Raw genomic sequence first — 16,427 nt, forward strand, 5'->3', positions numbered from 1 at the left:
CACTTAAATTATAAATTCAAGAGGTAAAAGATGATTGGGAGAAGAAGCTCTCGCCGTTTTTTACAGTGGAATTCAGATGGGGAAAAGGTAGAAATAAGGTTGAAATCATGATAAAATGAGAGCGATAGTTGGCCCAAGGATAATCTGAAGTAATTCAAGAAGTCTGTGGGTAGGAAATAATGCTCCTTAAGCCTCCCTCCGTCTACTGTGGTGCAGTGTAAGATGTGAGGGGTTTGGAGAAAGAAGAATAAATGAGGAATAATAAAAAGTTTTACTTGTTTTTTCTTTCTTCTTTTATATGTATAAAGATAGGAGAAGTGAGTAAAAGTTCTTACAAATGTAGAAGCTTTTCTAGTAAGGCAAGAGAAAAATGAAAAATAAAATATTAAAAATCGGGCTATTGCTTATAATTTTAAGTTTATCAGCCTGTGCAAAAAATAATGAGAAGACTAAAGAAAATTCACATTCTGAGGTTGAGATTACGACAGTTCAGGGTGAAAAAATAAGTATTCCGAGCAACATCAGCAGAATCGTTTCCCTTTCACCAGCGGTTACACAAGTGATTGATGACCTTGGACAAAAAGATAAGCTTATCGCTGTTGATAGCCAAAGTCCCAAGTATGTCAAGAATTTGGAAAACTTGGAACAGTCAGATATGATGAATTTGGATCTCGAGAAAATAATGGCACTTAAGCCAGAAGTGGTATTTGTAACAGATCTCACGATGTTTCAATCTTCTGACAAGATTGAAAAGATTAAGGAAAAAGGTACGACAGTTGTTGTTTTACCAGCGGAAAAGAATTTTAAAGAAATCAAAGACAATATCCGTCTCGTAGCACTGACTGTGAATCAAAAAGAAAAGGGGCAGGCAATCATTTCGAAGATGGAAAAGGATATCACTGCCTTAAAAAAACAAGCCAAAACAATCACTCATAAAAAAACCGTATTATTTGAAATTGCTGCCTCGCCAGAGATTTACAGTATGGGGAAAGAAACCTTTATCAATGAAATGATTGAAACCATCGGTGCTACTAATGTAATGGCAAAAGAAACTGGTGCAGTAAAAATTTCAGAAGAAGCTGCCATTTTATCCAATCCTGACGTGATTTTAACAAATGTAAACTATATGCCTCATCCAGTGGATGATATTCTCAAGATGAACACCTGGAAAGAAGTCAAAGCAGTGAAAAACAAAGCTGTTTATTATATTGATAACGGCAGAAGTTCCCTTCCCAATCAACATATAGTTGGGGCGATGAAAGAAATGGCAAAAGTGGTGTATCCAGATGTATTCAAGAATCTTGAGTAGAAACAAAACACAACGCCTTCTTTTGCTTTTTGTTGTGTCTTTGGTGGCAATGTTGATAAGTATAAGTTTAGGAAGTGTACATATTCCTTTAAACGACTTCATCAGTATAGTTGCAGGAAAGTCGAAAAATATTTCTCCACTTCTAGAGAACATTATCCTTGAAGTAAGGTTGCCTCGGATAGTTTTAAGCTTTCTTACTGGTCTAGCCTTAGGTGCTAGTGGAACAGTGATGCAGTCTCTGCTCCAAAATCCTCTAGCATCTTCTTACACTTTAGGAGTATCCTCTGGTGCTTCTTTAGGTGCTTCAATTGTTATGCTGCTAGGGCTCAGTTTTGCTACACCAACAATCGCAATGAGTGCTGGTGGCTTTATTTTTGGGCTGATAACAGTTTTTATGGTTTTGCTCTTTACCCAACGATTTTCTAGCAGTTTGGACAATCAGACAGTTATTCTTGTTGGACTAGTTTTTTCATTGTTTGTCAATGCGTTTTTAACTGTAATCATGACCTTTTCTCCTGATTATATGCAGCGTATCTTTTTCTGGCAGTTGGGAAGTTTTTCGGGGGCCTCTTGGGAAAATGTGTGGCTTCTTTCCTCGATGTTAGTATTCGGTTTCTTTTTCTTGTTTTATTTTCATAGAGAAATGGATATCTTGAGCTTTGGAGATGAGTTTGCTTTAAGTCAAGGCGTTGAAGTTAAACGTACGAAGTTTATTTTAATTGGTTTTTCGACCTTGTTAACTGGAGTCAGTGTAGCAATGACTGGAGTGATTGGCTTTGTAGATTTAATTGCACCACATATTGCTCGACGATTATTTGGAGCAACTCACAAGTGGGTTCTGCCAAGTTCGGCTCTTTTAGGAGGAATTCTTTGTGTCATTGCAGATACTTTAGCGAGAAGCATTATCGCCCCAAGGGAAATACCTATTGGAGCAGTGACTGCTCTGATTGGGGCGCCCTTTTTCTGTCATATCTTCTTTAGGAAAGGAAAAAAATAAGATGCTAGAGGTTAGAAAATTGAGCGTTACTTACCCGGGGCAGCAAGTTCTTACAGATATAAATTTATCCGTTGGAACCGGTCAAAGACTGGCTATACTAGGACCTAACGGCAGCGGGAAGTCCACGCTTTTAAAGAGTTTATCTGGCTTAGTAGAATATAGGGGAGAAATCAAACTTAGCAATCGCTCACTAAGAGATTTCAAAAGAATTGAACTAGCTGAAAAGGTTGCACTTTTATCGCAAAATACGTCAATGTATTTTTCCTACTCTGTATATGAAACCCTGATGATGGGTTTATATACACAACTGAGAAAAAGCTTTATGGCAGTTGCGCGAGCAAAAGATAAGGCCCGTGTTTTGCAGGTAATGGAGGCTCTTGATTTGGAGAATATAAGAGATCAAGAGCTTTCTAAACTCTCCGGCGGACAGCTACAACGTGTCTTTTTCGCTCGTACACTTTTGCAAAATCCTAAAATTATTTTACTGGATGAGCCAAACAATCATTTGGATATCCATTATCAGCTCGAAATGTTGCGGTATATAGAGGAATACTTTGATCAAGGAAAAACAGTGATTGCTGTTTTTCATGATATTGATTTAGCCCTCTCTTTCTCTGAAAACATTTTAATTTTAAAGGAGGGAAAAATCTTATCTCAAGGGAAAGCGAAAGAGATACTCTCCAGAGAGTTTTTGAAGCAAGTATATCAGACAGATGTGCTAGACTACATGCTTCAAAAACATAAATTTTGGAAAGGACTTGAGGAAGGAGAAAGGTGAGGCTTTGGAGATTAGACACATCCTCCCTTTCCTTGCTTACTCTTGTTTTAGTAAATGTTCTCCCAAAATTCGTCCTTTTCATCAGCCAAATGGACAATAACAAAAATTTAAGAGGAGAGAAGCAAGCGATATCAGCACCCCCTAGCAACAGTTTTGAGTACTTAATAATTTGTTTTAATTGCCTGAGTATGGAAGATAACACATATGTTGGGGAGCAATTTGACTGAGGCTTTTGACTTTAATGAGCTATGTGCACCAACATGACAAATGTTGAGGAAGAATCATAAATTTGTTATACTTAGGTGTCAAATGGCTGATAAATGCTACTAAGGATAGGGAAGAATGAAAGAAATAACAAAAGAGGAGCAACGTGCTCTTCAATTAGAACTCATGGCTTATATTGATAAAGTTTGTCGTGAGCAGGGAATAGACTACTCTATTAGCGCTGGAACATTACTTGGATCAGTAAAATATAAAGGCTATATCCCGTGGGATGATGATATCGATATGATGCTTACACGTCCCAACTATGAGCGTTTAATGGCGACTCTCATGGAGCACTTGCCAGAACATTTTACCCTTTTATATTATAAGAGCCATGTTGCTTATCTTCCTTTTGCAAAATTATATGATAATCGAACTTATTTTGTGAGTGACTTAGATACTTTGAATAGGGGAACGGGGATTTTTATTGATATTTTTCCTTTAGATAGCTTGCCTGCAGATAAAATTGAGGGAGAGCGTTTTAAGAAAAAAGTCCGTACCGCAGTTACACACTTGGTTTCGTCTGCTCCGAAGGGGCTTTCCTATGCCAGTTCTGAGAAACGTTTGTATTTTATAGCAAAAACCCTTTTGTGGCTGCCCTATCATTTGCACTATAAGGGACACAGTAAAATTTTAGCTGAGAAAGTAGACTTGCTCATGCAAAAATATAACAATCAAAATCAGAAGTTTTGTAACTTTGTGTGGTCGCCGCCAAAGAAAACAGGCTATTTTGATAAGGCTATCTTCACAGAGTATGAAGACACTGATTTTGAAAACTTAAAGCTAAAAAAAATTAAAAATCATGATGTCTACCTGAGCGAACTTTACGGAGATTGGCGTAATCCACCCAAGAAAAAAGCTGTTCGCAATCACAATTATTACCGCTGGTATTGGAAAGATAAAAAATGACGACAACTGCTGTACTTGTTGCTACTTATAATGGCGAAAGACTACTGAAAAGACAATTGGATACGATTCGGAAACAGGACTTAGCGCCTGATTTTGTTCTGTTTCGAGACGACTGTTCCACAGACAATACTGTAGAGTTTTTAAAAACTTATATTGAGAAATACAAGCTAACAAACTGGATTGTCAAAGTTAATGAAAAAAATATGGGCTGGCGCTTGAATTTTCGTCAGCTCTTAGTGGATAGTTTGGAACATGATATTGAAATAGCTTTTTTCTCGGACCAAGACAACATTTGGTATTCAGACAAGAATCTCCGACAAGTTCGGCTTATGGAGAGACATCCAGAAATAGAAGTATTGTCAGCAGATATCGAGGTTAAAAAAGTTTCGGAAGATGTCGCCGACCTGCCGACTTGGTTCAAGTATTTTGAGTTTGATAAGCATCAAGAGTTTTCAAAATATCCGCCGCGTTTTGCTTATTCTTCTTATCGTGTAGGTTGGGTTGTCGGTATGCGCCGCCGGTTTATTGCAGATGTCGTTAAGTATTGGAAACCAGAATACAACATCACACATGATGTGCTTGTTGCTGCACTCTCGAGTTTGACAGGGACAGGCTATAATCTGAATCGTGTTGTAGGCACACATTTACTGCATGACCGAAATGCTACAGGAGAGCGTCTTTTGACTATAAAATCGTCAAAACATGTTCATGTCGCTGAACTGTATAAGTTTGTTGGCTTTTATGATGTTCTGTATCAAGTATTGCGTGCACGAGGCTCGCAATATGCCCCAAAAGCAAAAGCTTATCATAACTTTTATGTAAAACGTCATGCTCTGGCACGTGATAACAAATTCTTCGGAGTGTTTGGACAAATAGTGAAAGACTGGAAATACTATGATAGCATGAGCGGGCGCTTGCGCGATGTTTTATTTGCTTTCAAAAAGTAGGGAGGGGCTACATTGTACGACGAGTACTTGGAACAACATATTTCGCTTCATTTGAAGAATCAAGATGATGAGTATTACAAGTTTGGGTACCGCTCTTTTGGTCCTTATCTTTTTGGAATGAGCATATGGCTTCATCAAGAAGTAAGAAAAAATGGTTTAAAGAGAATTCTATTTTTAGCGCGGGATGGCTACATGGTCAAACGAGCATTTGATTTACTTTTTTTAGCTGAGGAGGGGCAAGACAAAAAACTGGAGAGCAGTTATATCTATGCTTCGCGGCGCAGTTTTGCTGTACCCACTTTGAAAGACAGTCGAAACCTTGAAGAACTTTTTATCAAATATCCTTATCTTAAAACTCACTTTGGCAAAGCCTTGATGAAGTTGGGGGTGGCGAAGAAAGATGTGGCAACCTTGCCTCCGTCATTGCGCGATATGGTATTTAAAGACACAAAAGAACTCCTAGCGCACCAAGAAGCTTATAAAGCTCTAAGGCAGTTTTTTCCACAGATTATTCAAAACAGTCAACAGGAAGCAGAGCTTTTACAAGCTTATTTTGAGCAGGAAGATATCCAAGGAGATATTGCTATTTTTGATATAGGCTGGCATGGAACCTTAGAAACGGCGCTTTATTCATTAAAGGATCAACTGAATATAAACAGTATTAGAGGCTATTACGCAGGAATTTTACCCAGAAGAGCTGAACCGGTGTTAGAGCATAGTAAAGGCTACCTTTTTGATAGACAACACGACATAGCTTACTATAAATTTATGGGAGTGAATTTTCCCATTTTTGAACGTCTTTTTCAGCCTCAAGAAGGTTCCTGCATTGGTTTCGAAAAAGAAAAAAACCGTATCGTGCCCAAATTAGAAGAATTTCTTCACGAGGAAGGAAGTCAAGACCAGATTAATCTTTTGGCGATTCAAGCAGGAGCTTTAGCATTTGTAGAGAATTTTGCAAAAGAAATACCAGCAAATAGTCCTTACTGGCATAAGGAGGATGCGAAGTTTTGGTTCAGTGGTTTTCAGCAAGTGATTAAGTTTCCTCGTGCTTCGGAAGTTAAAGCTTTGGGAGAGCTGACTTTAGAAAACGAGGGAGAAATTTACTCTTTGGCTGCACCAAAAGGATTGTTTACTTATCTCTTCAAACCGCGCGAGTTTTTTAGAGATTTTCAAAAAAGTTGGAAAGGGGCTTTTCTGAAACGTCTTTTAAAACTACCGTTACCTTACTACCAGTTTTTGAAATGGTATTATAAATTGAAAATTTGAAGGAATAACTTAAATAAAAATGCTTATCAATCACTGATAGGCACTTTTTGGAGTAAGGAGTGTACATAAGTCAAGCCCGTTTTATTAGACCATAGAGGAGATGTTTGAAATAGCGGAACTCAGGCTTACGGTGGTAAAGGAGTAAAAGGAGTCCGTTGGGGAGGATTAGAGCCAAAATTAAACTAAGAGCCAGATTTAACCAACTGTTGCTCAGCTGATTTAACAACAAAGTAGAAAGACTACTCAAAAGTAAAAGGAGTACAAAGACACTGAGGTATTTTACCTGTTCAACAACATAATCAGAAATAGGGCGACCAAAAAGTGGAGAATAAATATATTTAGGAAAACTATAGCCGTAGAGGATAAGCGTACTCAAAAAAGTACCTAGAAGTACACCGGCTAGTCCCATAAAATTGATAAAGAGGAGTGAAAGTCCTAGATTCAATGCAGCTCCAATCACAGGGATATGGCGGTTTTCATAAAAAATCCCTGCTGCGTCTTGAAAGAGTCGAATGGGTTTGCGCATCCCCAAGATATAGAAGTTCAGTACAATCATGATAAGAACAGGGAAGCTCAATGTAAATTTATCCCCTAGCCAAACAAGAACAAAAGGCTGCATAGTAAGAAGTATAGCTGCAGAAAAAGTTGAAAAAATCCAGAAGGTAGCAAAGCTAATATTTTTATAGACATCAAAGGACTTATTCACATTTTTCTCAGTCAAAAGATTTCCAATGCTTGCAGTCAAACCACCAAGAGCAGCCATTAACAGTCCAGATAGATTGCCCGTGATTAAACTATAGTTAGAATATAAACCCATTGTTGTTAATCCCAGAAACTTTGTGATGATCAAACTGTCAGAACCCATCACTATAAAGGTTCCGATATTATGATAAAACATACCATAGATTTGTTTTTTGAAGCGCTGTAGAATTTCAGGTTCTAATTTTCGAATGTTTTTTTCTTTAAGCCAAGGGTATCGCTTATCCGCATAAATTTGAATAAAGATATTTTCAATAATTGAAAGAACTAGAGCTGCGATAAGGTAAAGTGTGAAACTCTGGAAGACATAGAGGACAAAGATGTAGGCAATATTAACAAGTAAGGTGTAGAGTGTATCGAAGATGTTAACGATATAATTTTTTTGATCGGCATACAAAATGCTGCGTTTATAACTAAAAAGATAGCCTGCCACACTGTTTGTCAAAAAGAGAAGATATATAATAAAAATATTGTCATGGATTCCTTGATAAGAACTGAAAAAGTTCAAAAAAGGCATTAATAGAAGGCCAAGAGTCATGACGACAGAAGCAACTATCTGATAGGCGGTACGATAAAAGCGCATAAGGGATTTCATCGTTTCAGTATCATTTTCTGCAATATAGCGATACATGTTGAAAACAATGGCACTACCGATGCCCAATTCGGCGATGGAGAGCATCGAAAGAATGCTGGTGAAAAGACCATTAAGACCTTGGTAACTAATGCCTAGTGTATGAATAAAAACTGTTCGAGTGACAAAACCCAAAATTAAGCCAATTATCTTTTGGATAACGGTAAAAGATGAATTTCGTAATGAGTTGACGACACGCATCACATTTTCCTTTTCAGATAAAATTTAAAAATTATTTTCATTATAACATACCCTATTGAATAGGAAACATCAATTGTAATCCTGCAAAATCAAAAACGGATATTTCTGGTCAGAAAAGTGTGCCAAATTTTGTTCAATCGCTAAATCAAAAGAAGCGCTTCTTTTCAGAGATGTTACCGTGTGAAAGGTGTCAGTATTAGTCTCTCTAAGCTTTTTTTATCATGAAAAATATAGTATAATGAGCACAGTGCTGTTCTATACAAAAATGAGTTTCCTTATCAAAAGAAAATTGATTTTTGGATAGAAAAGACAGGCACTAAAAGTCTCGAAAAGTGGGAGAAAAAATGACAAAAGAAACTTTTAAAATGAATTTTGCAGGCCGTGAGCTTGTTGTTGAAACAGGACAAGTCGCGAAACAGGCTAATGGTTCTGTGGTTGTCCGTTATGGAGATACTACTGTTCTTACCGCGGCAACAATGTCAAAAAAAATGGCAACGGGAGATTTTTTCCCCTTGCAAGTCAACTATGAAGAAAAAATGTATGCAGCTGGGAAGTTTCCAGGAGGTTTCAATAAACGTGAAGCACGTCCGTCAACTTATGCTACCCTGACCGCTCGCTTAATCGATCGCCCAATCCGTCCAATGTTTGCAGAAGGTTTTCGCAATGAGGTTCAAGTTATAAACACGGTGCTTTCCTATGATGAAAATGCGAGTGCACGCATGGCTGCTATGTTTGGGAGCTCACTTGCGCTTGCCATTTCCGATATTCCATTTGATGGCCCTATTGCGGGTGTCGAAGTAGGCTACATAAACGGTCAAGTTGTAATCAATCCAGATGTGGCTCAAGCACAAGCTTCAGCTCTGGATTTGGCTGTGGCAGGGAATAGTGCTGCTATCAATATGGTCGAGTCTGGAGCTAAAGAACTTTCAGAGGAGGTCATGTTAGAAGCCTTGCTTGCAGGACACGAAGCAATCAAGGAGCTGATTGATTTTCAAAATGAAATCGTGGCCAAAGTGGGTAAAGAGAAAGCAGAGGTTGAACTTCTGCAAGTAGATGAAAAGCTCAAGGCGGCCATCATTGCTGAGCACAATGGAGCTTTGCAAGCGGCAGTTCAAGTAGAGGAAAAGCTTGCGCGTGAGGCAGCAACTTCAGCAGTCAAAGAGCGGGTAAGAGCAGAATACGAAGAAAAATATGCCCATCATGAAGACTTTGAACGGATTATGCGTGATGTCTCTGAAATTCTGGAAGGGATGGAGCATACAGAAGTCCGCCGTCTTATCACAGAAGACAAAGTTCGGCCTGATGGACGTAAAGTTGATGAGATTCGTCCTTTAGAAGCTGAGATTGACTTTACTCCTAATACAATTACGCATGGCTCTGCTCTTTTTACTCGTGGGCAAACACAAGCGTTATCCACGTTGACATTGGCACCAATGGGCGAAGCTCAAGTTATTGATGGCCTAGATGCAGAGTATAAAAAACGTTTTGTTCATCACTATAATTTCCCCCAGTATTCTGTAGGTGAAACGGGACGTTACGGGGCTCCAGGGCGCCGTGAAATTGGACACGGAGCACTTGGCGAACGCGCACTTGAGCAAGTTATGCCTTCCCTGGAAGAATTTCCTTATGCTGTGCGCTTGGTCGCTGAAGTTCTAGAGTCTAATGGTTCTTCGTCGCAAGCTTCAATCTGTGCAGGAACATTAGCTTTAATGGCCGGTGGTGTGCCTATCAAGGCTCCTGTGGCTGGGATTGCCATGGGCTTGATTTCTGATGGAGCTAACTATACCATCTTAACAGATATCCAAGGTTTGGAAGACCATTTTGGTGATATGGACTTTAAGGTAGCAGGAACACGAGAGGGGATTACCGCTCTCCAAATGGATATCAAAATTGCAGGGATTACAGCCGAGATTTTAGCCGAGGCTTTGGCACAAGCCAAGCGTGCACGGTTTGAAATTTTAGATGTGATTGAAGCGACTATATCCGAGCCTCGTCCAGATCTTGCACCATCAGCCCCTAAAATCGATAGCATTAAGATTGATATTGATAAGATTAAGATTGTTATCGGTAAAGGTGGAGAAACCATTGATAAAATAATTGAAGAAACTGGCGTAAAAATTGATATTGATGAAGAGGGACTTTGTTCTATCTTCTCGCCTGATCAGGAAGCTATTGATCGTGCTAAGGCAATCATTACAGAGCTGGTACGCGAAGCCAAGGTGGGAGACATCTATGAAGCACAGGTGGTTCGAATTGAAAAATTTGGTGCATTTGTACATCTCTTTGGTACCACAGATGCCATGGTTCATATTTCAGAACTGGCATGGGAGCGGACAAGTAAGGTGGAAGACATCGTCAAAATTGGTGATACAGTTAAAGTCAAGGTTACTAAAATTGATGATAAAGGTCGTGTAGATGCTTCTATGCGCATTTTGACAGAAAAACCTAAGGACTATAACACACCGGAACATAAGTCACGTGAGCACCGGAAGGGAAATAACGGCCATGGTCGTCGCGGACATTCTAAGGATAAAGAAGCAAAGTCGACTCAACACAAGTTTGAACGTTCTGAACGTAAAACAACAGTTGTCGATGAAGAATTTCCAGAGTTATCGACAACGAAGCCGGAGTAATAGAGGGGAAAATTGGAACAAAAATCCAGACTTAGCAAAGGGTAGAAAAAGTTTCTCTCGGCCGTATTACGCGACAGGTAAACTAATCCCAATGCCTTGAATTTTGATACACCCTGATGTTGAGGAAAAAGCAGTTTTGCTGCTTTTTTGGTATAATGAATAAATATGAAAAACAAAAAGAGGGGCTTCTGGCAGGAAGCCATCCGTGTTACAAAGGAAAACGATCCTGCTGCACGAACTGGGCTAGAAGTTCTCTTGACTTATCCCGGAATCAAGGCTTTAGCAGCTCACCGTTTCAGTCATTGGCTTTGGCGGCATAACTTAAAACTTTTAGCCAGAATGCACTCACAGTTTTGGCGCTTTTGGACTCAGATAGAAATTCATCCTGGAGCAACCATTGCACACGGTGTTTTTATCGATCATGGATCTGGTCTAGTTATTGGAGAAACAGCTATAGTTGAAACAGATGTGAAACTTTATCATGGTGTTACTTTGGGAGGGACTGGAAAAGAAAAAGGCAAACGTCACCCTACAGTACGCAAAGGTGCTCTAATTTCAGCTCATTCACAGTTGCTTGGACCGATAGAAGTCGGAGAAAATGCCAAGGTTGGTGCAGGTGCCGTTGTGGTCAGTGATGTTCCAGCTGACGTTACAGTTGTGGGGATTCCAGCCAAGGTTGTCCGAGTTAAAGGGAAAAAAGACTCAGAGAAAATTTCAACGATAGAAGAAAAAAGGGAGGCCAGCTATCATGCTTCGCATTTATAACACGTTGACAAGACAAGTCGAGGACTTTCATCCGATTGAGCCAAATAAAGTCAAGATGTATGTCTGTGGACCGACCGTTTATAACTATATCCATATTGGAAATGCGCGCTCGGTTGTTGCTTTTGATCTTATTCGCAAATATATGGAATACCGTGGTTTTGAAGTGACTTATGTTTCTAACTTTACGGATGTTGACGATAAGATTATCAAAGGAGCGGCGGAAGAACAATTAACACCCTTGGAGTTATCTGACAAATATATATCAGCCTTTTATCAGGATATTGATGCGCTCAATGTAAAGCGTGCCAGTGCTAACCCACGTGCTACAGACTATATTGATAAAATGATTGTGTTTATCCAAGATTTGATGGATAAAGGCTTTGCCTATGAAGCAGCAGGTGATGTTTACTTCCGTGTAGCAAAGTCAAAAGGTTACGCAAAACTAGCCAATAAAAACTTAGAAGAGTTGTTGCAAGGCGCCTCAGGTCGTATTGACGAGGAAATGATGCGTAAAGAAAGTCCTGCTGATTTTGCTTTGTGGAAGACTGCGAAAAAAGGAGAAATCTCTTGGGAAAGCCCTTGGGGTCAAGGACGCCCAGGATGGCATATCGAATGTTCTGTTATGAGCAGTGATATTTTAGGCGACACTTTGGATATCCATGCGGGAGGAGCAGACTTAGAATTTCCTCATCATACAAATGAAATCGCACAATCAGAAGCAAAAACAGGGAAGAAATTTGTCAACTACTGGATGCACAATGGCTTTGTCAATGTTAGTGGTGAAAAAATGTCCAAGTCATTGGGCAACTTTAAAACGGTTCATGAAATGCTTGAAGTTGTAGATCCAACAGTACTCCGCTTTTTCTTAGCAACAACACATTATCGCCGTCCAGTTAATTTTACAGACAGCGCTTTGCAAGATGCGGAGAACAATGTAAAGAAGCTGGAAAATGCCTACCGCAATCTTGAAGAAACAGGAGTGGCTGATCTGGCCGTGCTTGAACAATTCAAAACAGATTTTGAAGAAGCTATGGATGAAGACTTTAATATTGCTAACGGTTTGACAGTCTTTTATGATTTCATCACATGGGTAAATAAGGGAAATGGTGGTCCAGAAGTCAAATCCTTTTTCGATGATGTACTTTTGATTTTTGGTTTGAAATTTGAAGATGAGGAGACAAAATTAGATAAAGAAATTGAAGCAATGATTGAAGCAAGACAGGTGGCAAGAGCAGCTCGTGATTTTGCTCAAGCAGACAAGATTCGCGACAATCTGAAAGCACAAGGTATCATTCTTGAAGATACTGCTCAAGGTGTGAGGTGGCATCGTGAATAAAAAAGATGCCGAACTACTTAATGGAATTGCGTTGGCTTACATTGGAGATGCCGTTTATGAGGTTTTTATTAGGGATTATTTGTTGAATAAGGGCTTGACAAAACCCAGAGAACTTCAACGCCAAGCTGTACAATATGTGTCCGCTAAGGCACAGGCAGCGCTTATACGTAAGATGCAAGAAACCGACTTTCTTACAGAAGAAGAACTTCTTTATTTCAAGAGAGGACGTAATTCACATTCTAAGACCACAGCTAAGAACACAGATGTTGTCACTTATCGCATATCTACGGGATTCGAAGCAGTTGTAGGTTTCCTGCATTTAACAAAAAAAGTCGAGCGCTTGGAAGAGTTTGCTCAATTTTGTATTGAAAATATCAATTCGTCCATAAAATAGTTTAAAATATTTCTCAAAAGTATATTTTTTCGCTACAATACATAACAAGAGATGTATACTAGAGAAAAGAAGCTGGGCAGGAAATATGTATAGAGTAATTACAATGTCAGGATATGATGAACCTTGGTGGTTTTTTGAAGACTGGCAGAAAGATATTCAATCAGTAGAGGAATATGAAAACTTCTATCAGGCTTTGAAAAAATACAAGAGCGAATGGCTGAAAATGGCAAGAAACTACAAAGAATTCAAAAGCCAAGATGACTTATTGACAGCATTTTGGAAAAAAGGAGATGAAATCTGGTGTGAAGAATGCGCGGGATATCTCCAACGCTATCAAAGTTTGATGCTTCTGGAGGATTGGCATGTGCTTCCAGCAGATAAGAAACGCTGGGCTTATCGTAGATCATCAGGCGAATTGCCTTCTAAATTTTGTAAGAAGCTTTGGTATGAGTAAGAACTGAAATGAGAAGAATCCTGGGTAGGCCTCAGGGTTCTTTTGTTTGTTGAAAATGCGAGAATTAGTAAAATATTATTGATTTAGAACTTGTTTTGCTATAATCATTTTATAATGATTTTTTAATCCGGAAAGAAGGGAGTTCTTTATGAAAAAACTTCTCGTTATTACCGATGTTATTCTTGTTCTTACTGCGGTCATTTTGATTTTTGCAGTTCGCCACGATATACGTCCAGCCATAGCTCCAACAGTTTTGGCAGAAGAGATGACCCCAGAAGAAGAACACATTGCTCCAATAGATGTTGAACAGATACAAGTAGGAAATTTTGAATCTATCTATGGATATTGGATGAATCCAGAAAGCGATATTGCTGACCGAAAGGTCTATGTTTTAGAAAATACCGTGGCGAAGAATGGACGTAATTTTAATCTCCGTTACGGGGGAATAAATGGACAAACAGGACAAGTTTATTTGTGGATGTACCTCAAAGGGATTGCTCCAGAAAATGGCTCAAGATTTGAAATATATCCAAAAGGAACAGCTATTCCAGTTAAGTTGGCTGATGGGAGCATTGACTATACTGGTAAACATGATCCGACCTTCAAAGAAAAAGATCGGATAGTGATGGAGGGGTCAGCACGTACGGTAGAAGAGCTTAAATCCTTGGTTTTGTATCGTGACACAGAAGAAAAGTATCAAAGCTCTTAGTCAAATACTCTTGAAAAAAATATTGAAAAGAGTTAAAATAATTCTGACATAAAAACTCGATGGTCAAGGCTCGGGAAGATATGTGCTTTTTTTGCATGTATTTTTCACTGGCTTTGACTTTTTATTTTGAAAAAATGGAGAAATTATGGAATTTCAAGAAAAATATGATGTTATAGTAATTGGTGCTGGACATGCTGGAGTAGAAGCAGCACTCGCCTCAGCCCGTATGGGAACAAAGACACTTTTACTAACTATTAATCTAGATATGGTTGCTTTTATGCCTTGTAATCCATCAATTGGTGGCTCAGCTAAGGGAATAGTCGTCCGTGAAATCGATGCCTTAGGTGGAGAAATGGGGAGAAACATTGATAAAACCTATATTCAAATGAAGATGTTGAATACTGGTAAAGGTCCAGCAGTTCGTGCCTTACGTGCCCAAGCAGACAAGGCACTCTACTCCCAGGAAATGAAACATACGGTAGAAAACCAAGAGAATCTGACTCTACGTCAAGCCATGGTAGAAGAAATTCTGGTGGAAGATGAAAAAGTAACAGGAGTAAAAGTTACAACTGGAGCGAAATATTCTGCCCAAGCCGTTATTGTTACTACAGGAACGGCCTTACGTGGCGAGATTATTATTGGAGAACTTAAATATTCTTCAGGACCGAACAATTCTCTAGCTTCTGTCAGCTTGGCTGATAATTTACGCAATCTGGGATTTGAAATTGGACGTTTCAAAACAGGGACACCACCGCGTGTACTTTCATCAAGCATTAACTACGAAGCAACAGAAATTCAACCAGGGGATGAAAAGCCTAATCACTTTAGCTTTTTGTCAAAAGATGAAGATTACCTCCAAGAGCAAATCCCTTGTTGGCTCACGTATACGAGTAAAACGACACATGAGATTATCCAAGAAAACTTACACCGTGCGCCGATGTTTTCTGGAATCGTGAAAGGTGTCGGCCCACGTTATTGTCCTTCAATAGAAGATAAAGTTGTACGCTTTGCAGATAAACCGCGCCACCAACTTTTCTTGGAACCGGAAGGACGGAATACGGAAGAAGTATATATCCAAGGTTTATCTACTAGTTTACCGGAAGATGTTCAGTTTGATTTGGTACGTTCTATTCCTGGTTTAGAAGATGCAAAAATGATGCGTACGGGTTATGCCATTGAATACGATGTGGTTTTACCTCACCAGCTCCGTCCAACATTGGAAACAAAACTTGTTTCTGGCCTTTTTACGGCAGGACAAACAAACGGTACGTCTGGTTATGAAGAAGCAGCAGGGCAAGGATTAGTTGCTGGAATTAATGCCAGCCTTAAAGTTCAAGGCAAGGAAGAATTGATTCTCAAACGTAGCGATGCTTATATTGGAGTTATGATTGATGATTTGGTGACCAAAGGAACACTAGAACCCTATCGTTTGTTGACTTCTCGCGCAGAATACCGTTTGATTTTACGTCATGATAATGCAGATATGCGTTTAACCCACATTGGTCGTGAAATAGGCTTGGTTAGTGATGAACGTTGGGAAGCCTTCCAAGAAAAACTAAACTCTTATCAAACAGAAATTACTCGTCTCAATAAAGAGAAACTTAAGCCACTCCCAGATACACAAGAAAAATTAGGCATGATGGGATTTGGGCCTATCAAAGATGCTTTGACAGGGCTTGAATTTTTAAAACGTCCAGAAGTAAAGTATTCGGATGTAGTCAGGTTTGTCGGCGAATCTTCTGAAAAGCTTGACCGAACTGTCATCGAACTTATTGAAACAGAAGTTACTTATGAGGGGTACATCAAAAAAGCAAAAGAACAAGTTGAAAAGATGCACCGTTTAGAAGCTAAACGCATTCCTAAAAATATGAATTGGGATGCCTTGGACAGTATTGCGACAGAAGCGCGACAAAAATTCAAGAAAATAAATCCTGAAACCTTAGGACAAGCGAGTCGTATTTCAGGAGTAAATCCGGCTGATATTTCCATTTTGATGGTTTATCTTGAAGGTAAAAGATAAAAAACAGTAAATCAGACACAGCCGTGTTTGATTTTTTAGTAGCGTACAAACGTGA

14 protein-coding genes are annotated in these 16,427 nt (G+C 39.1%); 13 read left to right on the plus strand and 1 reads right to left on the minus strand.

Annotated features, from left to right (window positions below; genetic code table 11):
* Positions 1-370 precede the first annotated feature (370 nt).
* The 6 genes from B4H39_RS07140 (at position 371) to B4H39_RS07165 (ending at position 6,470) form a co-directional block, all read left to right on the plus strand.
* Complete coding sequence (locus tag B4H39_RS07140; protein ID WP_251423625.1) at positions 371-1,309, plus strand: ABC transporter substrate-binding protein; 939 nt, start codon at positions 371-373, stop codon at positions 1,307-1,309.
* Positions 1,287-2,306: a FecCD family ABC transporter permease gene (locus tag B4H39_RS07145; protein WP_251423628.1), complete on the plus strand. Its 1,020-nt coding sequence runs from the start codon at positions 1,287-1,289 to the stop codon at positions 2,304-2,306. Before B4H39_RS07140 ends, B4H39_RS07145 begins: the two co-directional genes overlap by 23 nt.
* A gap of 1 nt (position 2,307) precedes the next feature.
* Entirely contained in the window at positions 2,308-3,084 is a 777-nt protein-coding gene (locus tag B4H39_RS07150; protein WP_251423631.1) for an ABC transporter ATP-binding protein, read from the plus strand.
* 342 nt (positions 3,085-3,426) lie between these two features.
* Positions 3,427-4,257, plus strand: coding sequence for a LicD family protein (locus B4H39_RS07155; RefSeq protein WP_202230581.1), 831 nt, complete (start codon positions 3,427-3,429; stop codon positions 4,255-4,257).
* Positions 4,254-5,204: a glycosyltransferase gene (locus B4H39_RS07160; RefSeq protein WP_202230580.1), complete on the plus strand. Its 951-nt coding sequence runs from the start codon at positions 4,254-4,256 to the stop codon at positions 5,202-5,204. The genes B4H39_RS07155 and B4H39_RS07160 overlap by 4 nt, the downstream gene beginning before the upstream one ends.
* 12 nt (positions 5,205-5,216) lie before the next feature.
* On the plus strand, positions 5,217-6,470 hold the full coding sequence (locus B4H39_RS07165) for a glycosyl transferase (RefSeq protein ID WP_251423634.1): 1,254 nt from the start codon (positions 5,217-5,219) through the stop codon (positions 6,468-6,470).
* A gap of 70 nt (positions 6,471-6,540) precedes the next feature.
* Here the strand turns inward: B4H39_RS07165 and B4H39_RS07170 are convergent, their stop codons facing one another.
* The gene (locus B4H39_RS07170; RefSeq protein ID WP_251423637.1) at positions 6,541-8,061 is read right to left on the minus strand and encodes a lipopolysaccharide biosynthesis protein; all 1,521 of its coding nucleotides are present in this window, start codon (positions 8,059-8,061) and stop codon (positions 6,541-6,543) included.
* A 344-nt stretch (positions 8,062-8,405) separates the two neighbouring features.
* Between B4H39_RS07170 and pnp the strand changes: the two genes are divergently transcribed.
* From pnp to mnmG, 7 genes are all read left to right on the plus strand, one after another.
* Positions 8,406-10,694, plus strand: coding sequence for a polyribonucleotide nucleotidyltransferase (pnp, locus tag B4H39_RS07175; RefSeq protein ID WP_251423641.1), 2,289 nt, complete (start codon positions 8,406-8,408; stop codon positions 10,692-10,694).
* Positions 10,695-10,859: 165 nt separating this feature from the next.
* Complete coding sequence (gene cysE, locus B4H39_RS07180; RefSeq protein ID WP_251423644.1) at positions 10,860-11,459, plus strand: serine O-acetyltransferase; 600 nt, start codon at positions 10,860-10,862, stop codon at positions 11,457-11,459.
* Positions 11,443-12,795: a cysteine--tRNA ligase gene (gene cysS, locus B4H39_RS07185; RefSeq protein ID WP_251423647.1), complete on the plus strand. Its 1,353-nt coding sequence runs from the start codon at positions 11,443-11,445 to the stop codon at positions 12,793-12,795. The genes cysE and cysS overlap by 17 nt, the downstream gene beginning before the upstream one ends.
* The gene (locus B4H39_RS07190; RefSeq protein ID WP_251423650.1) at positions 12,788-13,189 is read left to right on the plus strand and encodes a Mini-ribonuclease 3; all 402 of its coding nucleotides are present in this window, start codon (positions 12,788-12,790) and stop codon (positions 13,187-13,189) included. The genes cysS and B4H39_RS07190 overlap by 8 nt, the downstream gene beginning before the upstream one ends.
* Positions 13,190-13,274: 85 nt before the next feature.
* Entirely contained in the window at positions 13,275-13,643 is a 369-nt protein-coding gene (locus tag B4H39_RS07195) for a DUF1033 family protein (protein WP_202230573.1), read from the plus strand.
* Positions 13,644-13,791: 148 nt separating this feature from the next.
* Positions 13,792-14,352 carry a hypothetical protein gene (locus B4H39_RS07200; RefSeq protein ID WP_251423653.1) on the plus strand — a complete coding sequence of 187 codons (561 nt, stop codon included), beginning with the start codon at positions 13,792-13,794 and terminating at the stop codon, positions 14,350-14,352.
* A gap of 145 nt (positions 14,353-14,497) precedes the next feature.
* Positions 14,498-16,372, plus strand: a complete 1,875-nt coding sequence (mnmG, locus tag B4H39_RS07205; protein WP_251423656.1) for a tRNA uridine-5-carboxymethylaminomethyl(34) synthesis enzyme MnmG — start codon at positions 14,498-14,500, stop codon at positions 16,370-16,372.
* Positions 16,373-16,427: the final 55 nt, after the last annotated feature.

The organism is Lactococcus sp. UBA7128 (assembly GCF_002492185.1).
Lineage (GTDB): Bacteria > Bacillota > Bacilli > Lactobacillales > Streptococcaceae > Lactococcus > Lactococcus muris.